General features: G+C 65.3%; 17 protein-coding genes and 4 tRNA genes. 13 read left to right on the plus strand and 8 right to left on the minus strand.

The window, feature by feature from the left end; genetic code table 11:
- Positions 1–101 precede the first annotated feature (101 nt).
- Complete coding sequence (locus tag DIE17_RS24805) at positions 102–491, minus strand: DUF2946 domain-containing protein (RefSeq protein WP_044848540.1); 390 nt, start codon at positions 489–491, stop codon at positions 102–104.
- A 198-nt stretch (positions 492–689) separates the two neighbouring features.
- On the opposite strand from DIE17_RS24805, the gene DIE17_RS37540 reads away from it, so the two are divergent.
- A complete protein-coding gene (locus DIE17_RS37540) occupies positions 690–836 on the plus strand; it encodes a hypothetical protein (RefSeq protein WP_009690993.1) in 147 nt (48 codons plus the stop codon).
- A 227-nt stretch (positions 837–1,063) separates the two neighbouring features.
- Positions 1,064–1,657 carry a chorismate mutase gene (locus DIE17_RS24810; protein WP_124521672.1) on the plus strand — a complete coding sequence of 198 codons (594 nt, stop codon included), beginning with the start codon at positions 1,064–1,066 and terminating at the stop codon, positions 1,655–1,657.
- Between the two features lie 31 nt (positions 1,658–1,688).
- Here DIE17_RS24810 and DIE17_RS24815 read toward each other — a convergent pair whose 3' ends face one another.
- Both DIE17_RS24815 and DIE17_RS24820 read right to left on the minus strand, forming a co-directional pair.
- Positions 1,689–2,816, minus strand: coding sequence for an exonuclease domain-containing protein (locus DIE17_RS24815; RefSeq protein ID WP_124521670.1), 1,128 nt, complete (start codon positions 2,814–2,816; stop codon positions 1,689–1,691).
- Positions 2,817–2,977: 161 nt separating this feature from the next.
- The gene (locus DIE17_RS24820) at positions 2,978–3,181 is read right to left on the minus strand and encodes a cold-shock protein (protein WP_006476615.1); all 204 of its coding nucleotides are present in this window, start codon (positions 3,179–3,181) and stop codon (positions 2,978–2,980) included.
- 391 nt (positions 3,182–3,572) lie between these two features.
- On the opposite strand from DIE17_RS24820, the gene DIE17_RS24825 reads away from it, so the two are divergent.
- Positions 3,573–3,842, plus strand: coding sequence for a hypothetical protein (locus tag DIE17_RS24825; protein ID WP_044848537.1), 270 nt, complete (start codon positions 3,573–3,575; stop codon positions 3,840–3,842).
- Between the two features lie 509 nt (positions 3,843–4,351).
- On the plus strand, positions 4,352–5,494 hold the full coding sequence (locus tag DIE17_RS24830) for a porin (protein ID WP_044848536.1): 1,143 nt from the start codon (positions 4,352–4,354) through the stop codon (positions 5,492–5,494).
- A gap of 108 nt (positions 5,495–5,602) precedes the next feature.
- On the opposite strand, the gene greB is transcribed toward DIE17_RS24830, so the two are convergent.
- Positions 5,603–6,166: a transcription elongation factor GreB gene (greB, locus tag DIE17_RS24835; RefSeq protein WP_124496799.1), complete on the minus strand. Its 564-nt coding sequence runs from the start codon at positions 6,164–6,166 to the stop codon at positions 5,603–5,605.
- 131 nt (positions 6,167–6,297) lie between these two features.
- Between greB and DIE17_RS24840 the strand changes: the two genes are divergently transcribed.
- The 3 genes from DIE17_RS24840 (at position 6,298) to DIE17_RS24850 (ending at position 6,650) form a co-directional block, all read left to right on the plus strand.
- Positions 6,298–6,374, plus strand: a tRNA-Arg gene (locus tag DIE17_RS24840).
- 61 nt (positions 6,375–6,435) lie between these two features.
- Positions 6,436–6,512, plus strand: a tRNA-Arg gene (locus DIE17_RS24845).
- A 61-nt stretch (positions 6,513–6,573) separates the two neighbouring features.
- Positions 6,574–6,650 (plus strand) — tRNA-Arg (locus DIE17_RS24850).
- A 186-nt stretch (positions 6,651–6,836) separates the two neighbouring features.
- Here the strand turns inward: DIE17_RS24850 and DIE17_RS24855 are convergent.
- The 4 genes from DIE17_RS24855 to DIE17_RS24870 form a co-directional block, all read right to left on the minus strand.
- On the minus strand, positions 6,837–9,203 hold the full coding sequence (locus DIE17_RS24855) for a bifunctional (p)ppGpp synthetase/guanosine-3',5'-bis(diphosphate) 3'-pyrophosphohydrolase (protein WP_124521668.1): 2,367 nt from the start codon (positions 9,201–9,203) through the stop codon (positions 6,837–6,839).
- A gap of 63 nt (positions 9,204–9,266) precedes the next feature.
- A complete protein-coding gene (gene rpoZ, locus DIE17_RS24860; protein WP_044848533.1) occupies positions 9,267–9,470 on the minus strand; it encodes a DNA-directed RNA polymerase subunit omega in 204 nt (67 codons plus the stop codon).
- 58 nt (positions 9,471–9,528) lie between these two features.
- A complete protein-coding gene (gene gmk, locus DIE17_RS24865) occupies positions 9,529–10,212 on the minus strand; it encodes a guanylate kinase (RefSeq protein WP_124487795.1) in 684 nt (227 codons plus the stop codon).
- Between the two features lie 6 nt (positions 10,213–10,218).
- Entirely contained in the window at positions 10,219–11,142 is a 924-nt protein-coding gene (locus DIE17_RS24870) for a YicC/YloC family endoribonuclease (protein ID WP_124521666.1), read from the minus strand.
- A gap of 175 nt (positions 11,143–11,317) precedes the next feature.
- Here DIE17_RS24870 and rph point away from each other — a divergent pair, with 175 nt between their 5' ends.
- The 6 genes from rph (at position 11,318) to DIE17_RS24900 (ending at position 15,069) form a co-directional block, all read left to right on the plus strand.
- A complete protein-coding gene (rph, locus tag DIE17_RS24875; RefSeq protein WP_124487793.1) occupies positions 11,318–12,058 on the plus strand; it encodes a ribonuclease PH in 741 nt (246 codons plus the stop codon).
- Entirely contained in the window at positions 12,051–12,680 is a 630-nt protein-coding gene (gene rdgB / locus DIE17_RS24880; RefSeq protein ID WP_124521664.1) for an RdgB/HAM1 family non-canonical purine NTP pyrophosphatase, read from the plus strand. Before rph ends, rdgB begins: the two co-directional genes overlap by 8 nt.
- Positions 12,681–12,714: 34 nt before the next feature.
- A complete protein-coding gene (hemW, locus tag DIE17_RS24885; protein ID WP_124521662.1) occupies positions 12,715–13,929 on the plus strand; it encodes a radical SAM family heme chaperone HemW in 1,215 nt (404 codons plus the stop codon).
- A 42-nt stretch (positions 13,930–13,971) separates the two neighbouring features.
- Positions 13,972–14,059 (plus strand) — tRNA-Ser (locus DIE17_RS24890).
- A gap of 153 nt (positions 14,060–14,212) precedes the next feature.
- A complete protein-coding gene (locus tag DIE17_RS24895; protein ID WP_044848554.1) occupies positions 14,213–14,614 on the plus strand; it encodes a hypothetical protein in 402 nt (133 codons plus the stop codon).
- 161 nt (positions 14,615–14,775) lie between these two features.
- Positions 14,776–15,069 (plus strand): hypothetical protein, encoded by a 294-nt coding sequence (locus DIE17_RS24900; RefSeq protein ID WP_044848553.1) that lies wholly within the window; start codon positions 14,776–14,778, stop codon positions 15,067–15,069.
- Positions 15,070–15,230 lie beyond the last annotated feature (161 nt).

Raw genomic sequence — 15,230 nt, forward strand, 5'->3', positions numbered from 1 at the left:
ACGCCGCCGCACGCAAGCCAACGCGCCGCGCGCAGACGGCACGGCGCGCGGACCGGGCCGCGGGCGGCACGCGCGCCACCGCGGCGCGCGAACGATATCAATCAGATCGGGACGTTTTCAGGCGGACCGCGCGGCTGCGCGAGACGGATGCCCGTGCGGGGAACATCGGGAACGGCCGGGGCGGCCGCCCGGTACGCGAACGCGCGCACGAAACCCGGCAACGCGGGCAGGCTCGTGCCGAGCGCGACGTTCGCCGCGAAGCCGGGACAGTACACGCAGTGCGGCACGCCGGCATGATCGAACGACGCCGCGCCGCGGTCGTCGCCGGACTGCGCGAGGACGACCTCACGAGCGCCTGCCGCACTGCACAACTCGAGCGTGAGCCCGCCGGAACCGCTCGATGCGAGACGCGCGTAGCCGACGACGGGCGACAGTACGTTCAGTACCAGCGCCAGCCATACGAGGCCGATCCATCGCGTCGTTCGTTTCATCGCGGTCCAGGAAAAAGTGCGCGCAAGTATAGCAAGCGGCCCGATTGTTGCCGATTGTGCAGGGTGTGATAGTCGGCATTGCTCGGCGCGCAGCAGCGCATGTGCCGTTAATACAACAGAGACAAAATCTAACGATTCGCCACTGGCATAAATCCAAGCGCGAGGTTGATAATCATTGAACCCGCTGGAGAAACGAACATGGACGAAAGACCAACCCGCATGCCCCCGCCCGAGCAAGTGATGAGCCCGGATCCGGAACCCGTCGGCGTGGAATTCCTCGCCGAATTGCCCGAGCACGTCCGGGCATTCTTCGACGAGCAGCACAAGCTGTACTCGCCGAAGTGAACCTACGTTCCGTCCTGTAACCGCCACGTGTCGATCGATATCGTGCGGTTCATCGCTGCGTTTTCGGCGCAGATCGCTTCGCACCCCGGCTGCAACGGCCTGACGGTGCCGGATCAGCGCGTCCGCTGATTCTTCTGTCGCGTCGTTCCGCCGCGCGACTGTCTTCGTCTATCCTTCTGGTTTTCCACCTCCGGCCTGTCCGGCTCTCCCTTCTCCCGATCGTTCCGATGAAACAAGCCATTCGTGCCAGCGTCGCTGTCGCCGCGCTCGGCGTCGCCCTTTTTTCGTCACCGCATATCGCGCGCGCGGACGGCGACGACACGGCGCTCACCAATCTCGTCGCGCTCGCATCGCAGCGGCTCGCGCTTGCCGAACCCGTCGCACGATGGAAGTGGGCAAACCACCAGGCGATCGAGGATCGGCCGCGCGAAGCGGCACTGCTCGCATCGGTGGAGAAGCGCGCCGCACAGTCCGGCGTGGATCCGGCGTTCGCGCGCACGTTTTTCGAGGATCAGATCGCGGCCAGCAAGGACGTGCAGAACGCGCTCTTTGCAAAGTGGCGCGCGACGCAGCCGCCGGAAGGCACGCCGCCCGACCTCGCAACCAGCACGCGGCCGGCGCTCGACCAGCTCACGCAAAAGATGCTGACGGGCCTCGCGCAAGTCGCACCGCTGCGCGACGCACCCGACTGCCAGGCGCGGCTCGCACGCAGCATCGCGAACTGGAAGACGCTCACCCGCTACGACTCCACCCAGACGCAGGCGCTCGGCACCGCGCTGTCGCACGTTTGCGCCGCAGGCGGCGCCAGCGCGATCGGCTGACGGCGGCGTCGCGCGCCGCGGCCTGCGCTGCTCAGTCGGCAGGCGTCAGTGCCGCGAGCGGAATGAGTTGCAGGCCGCGTGCGAGATGCGTCTGCAGAAGACGATGGGTATGGGGTTCGAACGCGCCGTCCGCGCCGTCGGCCACGAGCCGCACGGCCGCGTCGAGCGATTCGGCCGTACCGAGGTAGCGCCAGCCGTCGATCACGTGAAACAGGCGGCGCTCGCCGCTCGCTTCGAAAGCGACCGCACCGTCGAACGGCCAGGGCGCATTGCCCGCACGGGCGTGATCGGCTGCGGGACGCCGGTTGTATGACGGACGCAGGCGGGCGATCCACTGCGCTTCGGCGAGCATCGCGCCCAGTTCGTTGCCGGTCTCCCGCCACTCGACCCGCCGTACCTGCTGCGCAATCCGCATTTCCTTCGACGAGCGCCGCTCGCCGGTCAGCAGCGCGCGCAAGCGCTGCCGCACGCGCACGCTGCGGCCGACATACAGCGCTTGGTCGTCCTCCCCGAACAGCGCGTACACACCGCATCCGGCCGGCGCGGTATCGAGCCACGCTTCGGTCATGCCGCCCGCGAGACGGAAGTGGCGCGTCGTACGCGCAATCTGGTCGCGCAGACGCTCGAGCGGCACGATCTCGTGCAATTGCCGCCAGAACTGCCAAAGCAGATCGGCATCCGCGAGTGCCCGGTGGCGGGCGGACGGAACGAGGCCGTGCCGCTCGATCAGCGCATCGAGTCCGTGCCGCGCCTCGCGCGGAAACAGCGCGCGCGACAGGCGCACCGTGCACAGCACGTCCGGATTGAACGCGATGCCGGCGCGCTCGAATTCGGCGCGCAGGAAGCCACGGTCGAAGCTCGCGTTGTGCGCGACGAACAGCTTGCCGTCGAGCCGCTCGAACAGCGCGGGCGCGAGCGACGCAAACGACGGCGCGTCGCGCACCATCTCGTCGGAAATGCCCGTCAGCTGCTGGATGAACGGCGGAATCGAATGTCCCGGATTGACCAGCGTCGTCCATGTCGATACGCCGAGCGGACCGAGTTCGACCACGCCGATTTCAGTGATGCGGTGCTCGGCAGACGAGCCGCCGGTGGTTTCGAGGTCGACGAAGACGAGCGGCTGGTCGCAGGCGGGATCGGACAGACGGGAATCGGACATGAAAAGACGGGGGAAACGATGCTTTCGTGAGTATGCACCGGCAGATGCGTTCGCGACCAGTCCGAACCCGAATCGATTCGCCGGCCGCCGATTTTCGTGCCCCGGAAAGCAAAAAGCCCCCGCGATGCGGGGGCCGGACGTGATCGGCGAAGCGTGGCGCGTCAGACCGCCTGGATATTCGCTGCCTGCTTGCCTTTCGGCCCGACTTTCACGTCAAAGGAAACGCGCTGGTTTTCCTTCAGCGTTTTGAAGCCGTCCATCCGGATTTCGGAAAAGTGCGCAAACAAATCTTCGCCGCCATTGTCGGACGTAATAAAGCCGAAACCTTTAGCATCGTTAAACCATTTTACGATACCGGTATCCATACCTTCGTTCCCCACTCGTTTAGATCAAAAAAGCTACTGTTATAGCCGCTTCCCGAAATCCCGCAACGGCGCGCCGACACTCCCCCCAGCGCTCCGCCCGGGGACGGAGTGCTGACTTTATAAATTGGACAATCCGGGTGCGTCAAGGGAATTTTTAGGGCTTGCTTTATCAAAAAAACGCTAATGCCGCTGGAATCGATACACGATCGCCTTTTATTAATTGATCCGCATCAACAACCTGTCAATATTACCGGGATCGGATCACTAATAATCGAAATCGTGAAAAACATACCGGGGACGAATCGCTTCGGTAAATCCTCGGGTTTTTTCCGGGTTGCGGAAAACGGGGGACGTTGCGATGCTGGTGCAAAGGAAATGGAAGGAGAAGGCCATGTGGCTGGACGGATTCAAGCGCTTCGCGAGCCGGCTTGCACGCGTACGCCGCAAGTCCCGCGCGCTGGCCGAGACCCGTGAAGCGCCGTGCGACACCGAGTTCGACCCGACCTGGCACGGCGATCATTGGCAGAACCTGCTGGCGTCACCGCTGGACGCCCGTCACTACGTAATGGAAGACTGGACGTACACGCCGCCGCAGGCCGAAGCCGACGACACGCAGCCGACCGGCAAGCGCAAGCGCAAGCGGCGCTCGTACGCGCAGTAGGGATCGGAACGACAGGGCAAAAAAAAAGCGCGACTGGGAAGTCGCGCCGACAAAGGTTTGGAGATCTTTTCCGTCAACGAAAAAGTCTGCTTCGGAAAGCAGAGATCGCAGTATAGCGAGAGAACATCCTTTCATTATCCATGCCCCGCACAAACCTCTATTGCCGATGTGTCAATAATCACGCTAGGCGTGCTCTCGCCCGTCATTGACCGCCTGTCGCGATCGCGCAACGCCCGCGACACCCGATACGCAGTCCTGATTGCTTTTTTCGCGTGCTGCATTGCCGCAAAGTCTTGATGGCCGGGCCTCTCGGCGCATATGCTGATTCTTGCCGGATTCAAAATACAGTATTGCGGGAAGCAATTTTCTTCTACGCCCGGACCGATCCGTACACTGCAAATGGATATCCGACGAGGGTGCCGCGCCCAATGCGCACGGCGTCGCCAGCCTGCGACGCCGCCGATGCCCGCAGCAGGTTCGATCGACATCATCCTGTTTGGAGACAGATCATGAAAAAGACCCTGATCGTCGCGGCATTGGCGGGCGCGTACGCCACCGGCGCCCATGCGCAAAGCGCCGTCACGCTGTACGGCCTGATCGACGCCGGCATCACCTACACGAACAACCAGGGTGGTCACAGCGCGTGGCAGGAGACGAGCGGCTCGATCAACGGCAGCCGCTGGGGCCTGCGCGGCACCGAGGATCTCGGCGGCGGCCTGAAGGCGATCTTCACGCTGGAAAACGGCTTCGGCATCAATAACGGTTCACTCAAGCAGAACGGCCGCGAATTCGGCCGCCAGGCGTTCGTCGGGCTCGCGCACGAGAGCTACGGCTCGCTCACGCTCGGCCGCCAGTACGACAGCGTCGTCGATTTCCTCGGCCCGCTGTCGCTGACCGGCACCCAGTACGGCGGCACGCAGTTCGCGCACCCGTTCGACAACGACAACCTGAACAACTCGTTCCGGATCAACAACGCGGTCAAGTACCAGAGCGCGAACTACGGCGGCCTGAAATTCGGTGCGCTGTACGGCTTCTCGAATTCCAGCAATTTCTCGAACAACCGCGCGTACAGCGTCGGCGCGTCGTACAGCTACATGGGCTTCAACGTCGCGGCCGCGTACATGCAGCTGAACAACAACGTCAACGCGCTGGCGCTCGCGGCCAGCGACCCGGGCGCGGTAGCCGGCGACTGGACGTTCGGGGCCAGCCGTCAGCGCACCTGGGGCGCGGGCCTCAACTACGCGTTCGGGCCCGCGACGGCCGGCTTCGTGTTCACGCAGACACGCCTGACCGATTCGGCCAGGATCAGCGCCGGGCAGTCCGGCGTGTCGGGCGGCATCCCGCTCATCGGCGGCACGCGGTTCAACAATTACGAAGTGAACGGCCGCTACGCGCTGACGCCGGCGTTCTCGCTCGCTGGCTCGTACACGTACACCGACAGCCGCCTCGACGGCCAGACGCCGAGCTGGCACCAGTTCAACCTGCAGGCCGACTATGCGCTGTCGAAGCGCACCGACCTGTACCTGCAGGGCGAATACCAGCGGGTCAATGCGGACGGCCTGGCGATCGGCGCGAACATCAACGGGCTCGGCACCGCGTCGTCCACCAACAAGCAGATCGCCGTCACGGCCGGCATGCGCCATCGCTTCTGAGCGATGCGCGTGAGCCCGGCCGTTCGGCCAGGACCGTCATGACGAAGCGCCCCACCCGGGGCGCTCGTTCGTTTCAGCGCTGCACCGCACGCATGCGCCGCGCCATGCTCACGCGCTGCCCGACGCCGGATAGCGAACGTCGAGCACGTCGATCGGCTGGGGACCGGCCGGCGTCATCAGCGTGACGGTATCGCCGATCTTCGCCTTGATGAGCGCCCGCGCGACCGGCGAGATCCAGCTGACGCAACCGCGATCGAGATCGACCTCGTCGATCCCGACGATGGTAACGGTATGATCCTCGCCGTCCGGCGTCGCGTAATCGACGGTCGCGCCGAAAAACACCTGGTCGACGTTCTCCTGGCGGCTCGCGTCGACGACTTCGGCGAGATCGAGCCGCTTCGTCAGGAAGCGGATCCGGCGGTCGATCTCGCGCAACCGCCGCTTGCCGTAGATGTAGTCGCCGTTCTCCGACCGGTCGCCGTTCGACGCGGCCCACGACACCAGCCGCACGACCTCGGGACGCTCGACGTCGATCAGGTTCAGGAGCTCGTCCCTGAGCCGCTTGTGGCCGGCCGGGGTGATGTAATTCTTCGTGCCCGCCGGAATCGCGGGCTGACCCGGGTCGAGATCGTCGTCGTCGCCGTCCGACTCTTTGACAAACGCCTTGTTCATGATGCAGATTCAACGCATGGATGACTGATGCTTCAAGGGTACACGAAGGCGGCCTTCCCAAGATCGGGTGACATTTTTTGCGAATAAGGCTTCCCTTTTTATACAACCCTGCTATACTTCCGCTTCTGCGTGCGGCTGTAGCTCAGTTGGATAGAGTACTTGGCTACGAACCAAGGGGTCGTGGGTTCGAATCCTGCCAGCCGCGCCACCTTTTTGGGAACCTTCCCACCGTAGAAGGTTCCGACAGTTGAAGTAGTACCGCTTTGCGTGCGGCTGTAGCTCAGTTGGATAGAGTACTTGGCTACGAACCAAGGGGTCGTGGGTTCGAATCCTGCCAGCCGCGCCACCTTTTTGGGAACCTTCCCACCGTAGAAGGTTCCGACAGTTGAAGTAGTACCGCTTTGCGTGCGGCTGTAGCTCAGTTGGATAGAGTACTTGGCTACGAACCAAGGGGTCGTGGGTTCGAATCCTGCCAGCCGCGCCACCTCAGAAGGGCCTTCCTCCGGGAAGGCCCTTTTTTCTTTTCCGCCTCCCCGCTTCTCTTTGGCCCGCGCCCCGCTCGACTCGAGCCGGATCGCCACTGCACAACACCGCCCGGCCCGCAGCACGAACGAAAACGGCGGCCCGTGGCCGCCGTCGCATCCTGCCTGCCGCGAACCCGCGCGCGGCGTCAGTAATCCTGCCGCTCGCGCTCGATGCGCATGCCGCCGTCATGACGCGCGTGCACGCTGTCGTCGGTCGAGCGCTCGCGCATGATCCGCATCACGTCCGGATTGGTCCGCACGCGCCGCATCACGTTCGCCAGATGCACGCGGTCGCTCACCTGGATCACGAAGCGCAGCACCGTCGATTCGTGCGTCAGATCCTCGTCCATCGCGATGTGAACGATGTTCGCGTCCGCCGACGTGATATCCGCCGCGACGCGCGCGAAGATGCCCTTCGCGTTCTTCACGAGCGCCTTCACCGCGACGTCGAACAGACGACCCGGCTGCGGCGCCCATTCGACGTCGATCCAGCGGCCCGGATCGCGGCGATGGATGCGCTGCGCGACGCGGCAATCCGTCGTATGAATCGCCATCCCGAGACCGATGCCGATATAGCCCATGATCGCGTCGCCCGGAATCGGCCGGCAGCACGCCGACAGTTGCACGGACATCCCTTCGGTGCCGGTAATCACGACCGGCGGCGCATTATGCGCGGGGTGCCGCTCGGACTTCGGCAGATCGTCGTCCGCATCGCGGCCGCTCATCAGCACCTCGATGCGCTTGGCCATCACCGCGGCGACGCGGCGGCCGAGGCCGATGTCCGCGAAGATTTCCTGGCGGCTCTTGTTGCCCGTCCACTGGACGAGCTTCTCCCACACTTCCGGCCCCACATCGGCCAGCGCGAGCCCGTAACCCTTCAGACTCTGGTCGACGAGCCGCTCGCCGAGCTGCACCGACTCGTTCAGGCGCATCGTCTTCAGGTAGTGACGAATCGCCGAACGCGCCTTGCCGGTGCGCACGAAGCCGAGCCATGCGGGGTTCGGCTTCGAATACGGCGCGGTGATCACCTCGACGATGTCGCCGCTCTTCAGCTCGGTACGCAGCGGCAGCAACTCGTTGTTGATCTTCACGGCCACGCACTGGTTGCCGAGATCGCTGTGGATCGAATACGCGAAATCGAGCGCCGTCGCGCCGCGCGGCAGCGCCATGATCTTCGACTTCGGCGTGAACACGTAGACCGCATCCGGGAACAGGTCGATCTTCACGTGTTCGAGGAACTCGCTCGAATCGCCGGCTTCGCTCTGGATGTCGAGCAGCGACTTCAGCCACTGGTGCGCGCGCTTCTGCACGTCGTTCAGGTCCGCGCCGCCGTTCTTGTACAGCCAGTGCGCGGCCACGCCGGCCTCGGCGATCTCGTGCATCTTGCGCGTGCGCACCTGGAACTCGATCGGCGCGCCGAACGGGCCGACGAGCGTCGTGTGCAGCGACTGATAGCCGTTGATCTTCGGGATCGCGATGTAGTCCTTGAACTTGCCGGGCACGGGCTTGTACAGCGCGTGCAGCGCGCCGATGCACGTGTAGCAGTCGAGCGGGCTGTCGACGACGACGCGAAAACCGTACACGTCGAGCACCTGCGAGAACGACAGCTGCTTGTCGCGCATCTTGCGATAAATGCTGTAGATCGTCTTTTCGCGGCCGGTGATCTCGGCGTCGAGCTTCGCGTCGCCCATCGCGCGCTGGGCGGCCTCGAGGATCTTGCTGATCACTTCGCGGCGGTTGCCGCGCGCGGCCTTCACGGCCTTCTCGAGCGTCGCGTAGCGATGCGGGTTGAAGTTCGCGAAGCTCATGTCCTGCAGCTCGCGATACGTGTTGTTCAACCCGAGGCGGTGCGCGATCGGCGCATAGATGTCGAGCGTCTCGCGGGCGACGCGGCGGCGCTTTTCCATCGGCACCGCACCGAGCGTGCGCATGTTGTGCAGACGATCGGCGAGCTTGACGAGGATGACGCGCACGTCGCGCGCCATCGCGAGTAGCATCTTGCGGAAGTTTTCCGCCTGCGCTTCCTCGCGGCTGCGGAACTCCATCTTGTCGAGCTTCGACAGGCCGTCGACCAGTTCGGCGACCTTCGGGCCGAACCGTTCGGCCAGCTCGCTCTTGGTCACGCCCTGGTCTTCCATCACGTCGTGCAGCAGCGCCGCCATGACGGCTTGCGCGTCGAGCTTCCAGCCGGCGCAGATTTCCGCGACGGCGACGGGATGGGTGATGTAGGGTTCGCCGCTCTGGCGATATTGACCGAGGTGGGCTTCGTCGCTGAAGTGGAACGCCGCCTTGACCTCTTTGATTTCTTCCGGAGGGAGATACTCGGCAAGCACGCCCGTCAGTTTCGCGATCGAAACGACGCCGTGCTTGCGCGGCTGCTCCGGCGTGGCGGTCGGCCCGAACAGGTGCCGAAAGGACTGTTCGAGGACCGCGTCGATGTACTGGCGCGCAGGCGACTGGGCCGTGGCTTCGGTGGTCGAATCCGCGGAGGCGGACGATGGGGTGGTGCTCATATTCGCCTCCAGGTCGAGTCGTTGCGCGCGTGGACTACATGGCTGGAACGGGCCGGATGCGCGTTACACCGGCACCTTCTTCAGCATCTCGACGCCGACCTGGCCGGAGGCGATCTCGCGCAGCGCGACGACGGTCGGCTTGTCGCGGCTCTCGATCTTCGGCGTATGGCCTTGCGCGAGCTGCCGCGCGCGGTAGGTGGCGGCGAGCGCCAGTTCGAAGCGGTTGGGGATTTGCTTCAGGCAGTCTTCGACGGTAATGCGAGCCATGTTGGAAATTCCTTCTGAATATAGTCGTTATTCTACCTTATGTCCCTCTACCCTCGCGTCATTCCGCGTGGGGCAGATGGATGCCGAGCTCGATGAACAGCTCCGCGTGTCGCGCGTACTGCGAAGCAAAGCGCAGGCGCGTGGCCGCGACGATGCATTCGAGTTCGGCGAGTGCACGATCGAAATTCTCGTTGATCACGACGTATTCCGCTTCCGACGCGTGCGCGATCTCGCTGCCGGCAGCCAGCAGGCGCCGCGTGATCACGTTCGGTTCGTCCTGGCCGCGCTTCTTCAGACGTTCCTCGAGCGCGTCGAGCGACGGCGGCAGGATGAAGATGCCGACCGCGTTGCGGAACTGCTTCTTCACCTGCAGTGCGCCCTGCCAGTCGATCTCGAGCAGCACGTCGTGGCCGTTCATCATCTGCTCTTCGATCCAGACGCGCGACGTGCCGTAATAGTTGCCGTGCACTTCCGCGCTCTCGAGGAATTCGTGCGCGGCGTGACGCGCGCGGAAATCCTCGACGGTCGTGAAGTGGTAGTGCTGGCCGTCCTGCTCGCCCGGGCGCGGCTTGCGCGTCGTGTACGAGATCGACAGGCAGATGTCGCTGTCCTTCGACAGCAACGCGTTCACGAGCGTCGACTTGCCGGCACCCGACGGCGCGACGACCATGAACAGGTTGCCGGGATAGACGCCGCCGTGCAGCGCATGCGACGCGTGGCCGTCGCGGTTGAGGTCGGTCATGTTGCTTTACTCCAGGTTTTGCACTTGCTCACGCATCTGCTCGATCAACAGCTTGAGCGCCATCGATGCGTCGGCGAGTTCCTTCGCCGCCGCCTTCGAGCCGAGCGTGTTTGCTTCGCGATTCAGTTCCTGCATCATGAAGTCGAGACGCTTGCCGACGCGGCCGCCCTTCTCGATCACGTGACGCGTTTCGTTCAGGTGCGCGGTGAGTCGCGACAGCTCTTCCGCGATGTCGATCCGGATGCCGTACATCGTCACTTCCTGACGAATGCGTTCCGCGGCTTCCTCGCGCGTGACGATCGGCGCGCTGCCTTCGGGCGCCGCAATGCCGAGCGCTTCCTGCAGCCGCTCGACGATCTTCTGCTGATGCTTCGCGATCAGCTCAGGCACGAGCGGCGTGATGCGCGCGACGATCGCTTCCATTTCGGTGACGTTCGACAGCAGCATCGTCGCCAGCTGCGCGCCTTCGCGCGAACGCACGACGACGAGCTCGCCGATCGCTTCCTTGCCGCACGCGAGCACCGCGTCGCGGATCGCGTCCGACGACACGCCGCTCTCGGCGAGCACCCCCGGCCAGCGCAGGATCTCGCCCGCGCGCAGGCGGCCGACACCCGGGAACGAATCGAGCACCGAACGCTCGAGCTCGGCGAGCTGGCCGAGCGCCGTCTGGTTCAGCGCGCCCGCACCGATGCTCTGCTCGCCGCGCTGCAGGTTGATGCGCACGTCGACCTTGCCGCGCGACAGCTTGTTCATCAGCATTTCGCGCAGCGCGGGTTCGCACGCGCGCACGTCGTCCGGCATGCGGAAATTCAGGTCGAGGAAGCGCGAGTTCACGGTGCGCAGTTCGACCGACACGCTGGTGCCGCCGTTGCCGGTGGCCGTCGCGAGTTCGCGCGTCGCGCTCGCATAGCCCGTCATGCTGTAGATCATGGTTCGTCTCGCCGTCTGGGTGCCCTTCACGGGCGGGAATATGTCGAGGCGCCCGGCGCATTGCAAGGCGCGGGGCGGGAAGCGCGCATTATCCCATTTTTGCGTCCCACCCCGCCGGGCATGCCTGCCGTTCGGCGCTAAAATCGGGGTTTCCTCTTCCGTCCACGATTCCCCCATGACGTCTTCCCTGTCCCGCCCGAGCGGCCGCCGCGCCGACGAACTGCGCAAGGTCGCCCTCACGCGCCACTACACGAAACACGCCGAAGGCTCGGTACTCGTCGAATTCGGCGATACCAAGGTGATCTGCACCGCGAGCGTCGCCGAGCGCGTGCCCGAATTCCTGCGCGATCGCGGCCAGGGCTGGCTGACGGCCGAATACGGGATGCTGCCGCGCGCGACGCACACGCGCAGCGACCGTGAAGCGGCGCGCGGCAAGCAGACGGGCCGCACGCAGGAAATTCAGCGCCTGATCGGCCGTGCGCTGCGCGCGGTGTTCGATCTGGAGGCGCTCGGCCCGCGCACGATCCACATCGACTGCGACGTGATCCAGGCCGACGGCGGCACGCGCACGGCCAGCATCACCGGCGCCTTCGTCGCCGCGCACGACGCCGTGTCGAAGCTGATCGCGGCCGGCAAGCTCGCGCGCTCGCCGATCACCGACCACGTCGCCGCGATCTCGGTCGGCGTGTACGAAGGCGCGCCCGTGCTCGATCTCGACTACGCCGAAGATTCGCAGTGCGATACCGACATGAACGTCGTGATGACGGGCGCCGGCGGCTTCGTCGAAGTCCAGGGCACCGCCGAAGGCGTGCCGTTCTCGCGCGCCGAGATGAACGCGCTGCTCGACCTCGCGCAAAACGGGATCGGCCAGCTCGTGCAGCTGCAGAAGGACGTGCTGGGCGCCGGCCATGTCTGATGATCGCACCCTCGCGCCGCTGTCGCGCATCGTGCTCGCGTCGAACAACGCCGGCAAGCTGCGCGAATTCACCGCGCTGTTCTCGACGGTCGGCATCGAGATCGTGCCGCAGGGCGAGCTGGCCGTGCCCGAGGCGGAAGAACCGTTCGGCACGTTCATCGAGAATGCGCTGACGAAAGCGCGGCACGCGTCGCGGCTCACCGGCCTGCCGGCGATCGCCGACGATTCGGGGCTGTGCGTGCGCGCGCTGCGCGGCGCACCGGGCGTCTATTCGGCGCGCTACGCGCAGCGCGCGGGCGGCGCCAAGGGCGACGCGGCCAACAATGCGTACCTCGTCGAGCAGCTGCGCGGCGTCGCAGACCGACGCGCATACTATTGCTGCGTGCTCGCGCTGGTGCGCCACGCGGACGATCCCGAACCGCTGTTCGCCGAAGGCCGCTGGGTGGGCGAGATCGTCGACACGCCGCGCGGCGAGCACGGATTCGGCTACGACCCGTATTTCCACCTGCCGTCGCTCGGCGCGACGGCGGCCGAACTCGAGCCGGCCGTGAAGAACACGCACAGCCATCGCGCGCTCGCGCTGAAGGCGCTGCTCGCGCGGCTCGCGGAGGAACCGGCATGATCGTCTTCGTCACACATTTGCAACCGGAGGCCGCATGAGCCAGGCGGCGGAAACCGGCGCGCGCGTCGTCGCGACCTTCACGTCGCCCGGGCAGGTACGGCTCACGTCGCTGCCGCCGCTCGCGCTGTACGTGCATTTTCCGTGGTGCGTGCGCAAGTGCCCTTACTGCGATTTCAACTCGCACGAGTGGAAAGGCGAGCGGTTTCCGGAAACCGAGTACCTCGATGCGCTGCGCGCCGATCTCGAACAGGCGCTGCCGCTCGTCTGGGGCCGGCAGGTGCATACGGTGTTCATCGGCGGCGGCACGCCGAGCCTGCTGTCCGCGGCCGGCCTCGACCGGCTGCTGTCCGACCTGCGCGCGCTGCTGCCGCTCGATGCCGACGCCGAGATCACGCTCGAGGCGAACCCGGGCACGTTCGAGGCCGCGAAGTTCGCGCAATTCCGCGCGAGCGGCGTGAACCGCCTGTCGGTCGGCATCCAGAGCTTCAACGAAGGCCATCTGAAAGCGCTCGGCCGTATTCACGACACCGCGCAGGCGCGCGCGGCCGTCGAGATCGCCGCGAAGACGTTCGACAACTTCAACCTCGACCTGATGTTCGCGCTGCCGAACCAGACGCTCGACGAATGCCGGGCCGACATCGAGACCGCGCTGTCGTACGCGCCGCCGCATCTGTCGCTGTATCACCTGACGCTCGAGCCGAACACGCTGTTCGCGAAGTTTCCGCCCGCGGTGCCCGACGACGACGCGTCGGCCGACATGCAGGAATGGATCCACGCGCGCACGGCCGAGGCCGGCTACGACCGCTACGAAGTGTCGGCGTACGCGAAGCCGAATCATCAGTGCAAGCACAACCTGAACTACTGGCGCTTCGGCGACTATCTCGGAATCGGCGCGGGCGCGCACACGAAGCTGTCGTTCCCCAACCGGATCCTGCGGCAGGCGCGCTACAAGCATCCGGCCACCTTCATCGAACAGGCGATGGCCGGCACGCCGGTGCAGGAAGAGCGCGAAGTCGGTGCGCGCGACCTGCCGTTCGAGTTCATGCTGAACACGCTGCGGCTCGTCGAGGGCTTCCCGGTGCACGGCTTCGTCGAACGCACGGGTTTGCCGATCAGCACGATCGAGCCGGCACTGAAGGAAGCGGAACGGCGCGGGCTGATCACGCGCGATTTCGCGCAGATCGCGCCGACGCCGCTCGGCCAGCGTTTCCTCAACGACTTGCAGGAATTGTTCCTGCGTGACGATTGAAGCGGAACGAGGCGGCATTTCGGTTACAATGCCGCCTCGTGTGGAAGCGTGGCCGAGCGGTTTAAGGCACCGGTCTTGAAAACCGGCGACGGGAAACTGTCCGTGAGTTCGAATCTCACCGCTTCCGCCAGGAAGTTCGCCCAACCCCGTCCATTCATCGAATGACGGGGTTTTTGTTTGTCCGCGGCGCGCCGCGCACGCTGCCCGCCTCTGCCTGCCGACGCATCTCGCCCGATGCCGTTACAATCCGGCGCTCCGATTCGCGAAACGGGAAATCCACGTCATGAAGCCCTTCATCGCCTCGTCGCTCGTCGCCCTGCTGGCCGCCGTCGGCACGCACGCAGCGGCCGCCGATTCCGCCTCCGGCACCGACGCGCAAACACCGTCGTGCGCGATCGCGTACGTGAAGGGCGTCGGCGGCTCGCCGCGCGGCCTGCGCGAATATCTCGCGAGCCCGACGCCGTACAACTACCTGAAGGAAAACGAGCTCCAGTGCAAGGTATCGGATGACGGACGCGCGACGAACTGCACCGGCGTGACCTACATCCGCAACGAGCAGGTCAGCGTGTACGACGATTCCGACCCGGCGACGCTGACGGTCGTCGCACCGGTGGAACTCGAGCACGGCCAGAAGTATCCGGTGATCCTCGTGGTGCAGCGCAAGGACGCGCGCTGCACGCGGTAACACGCACCGCCTGCGGCACGCTCGACGTTGCCGCAGGCGACGCGCGCAGCCCTCACGGGCCGGGCCGCCATCGCCTAGAATTCGATCAGCACGGCGACACGACCGCCGCCGCAATTCGATGCCGCCCGCACCATCCGTGCGTGCGGCACACGGAGACCGCCATGACCGAACTGTCGACAGCGCCCGATCACGTCGATTACGAAGGCTTCGAGATCCATGTGGTGCCGGGCCTCGTCCCCGGCAGCGATGCGCGCTACACCTACACAGGCTATGTCTGCCATCCGGGCGTGAACCCCGCGCTGCCGGATCATGCCGTGCCGTTCCATGCGGACGGCGAAGAAAGCTTCGCGAGCGTCGAGGAAGCGGTGCATGAAGCCGTGCACATCGGCAAGACCATCATCGACGGCACGCATCCGGACCTGTCCGTTCTATCGCTCGTGACACACGGCTACTGAGCCGGTCGAGCACGCCGCTGCCGTAGCGTCCGGCACGCGCCGCGCGTGCGCAATCGTCGTGCCCGCAGGGTCACGTGTCATGTCACATCGCGTCGCGATGCGCGCCGGAAGCCCCGCCGAATCGCCATCATCCGCGAATCGGCACATCGCGCTTCGCGTGC

Origin of the sequence: Burkholderia sp. Bp9099 (assembly GCF_003857805.1) — a bacterium.
Taxonomy (GTDB): Bacteria; Pseudomonadota; Gammaproteobacteria; order Burkholderiales; family Burkholderiaceae; genus Burkholderia.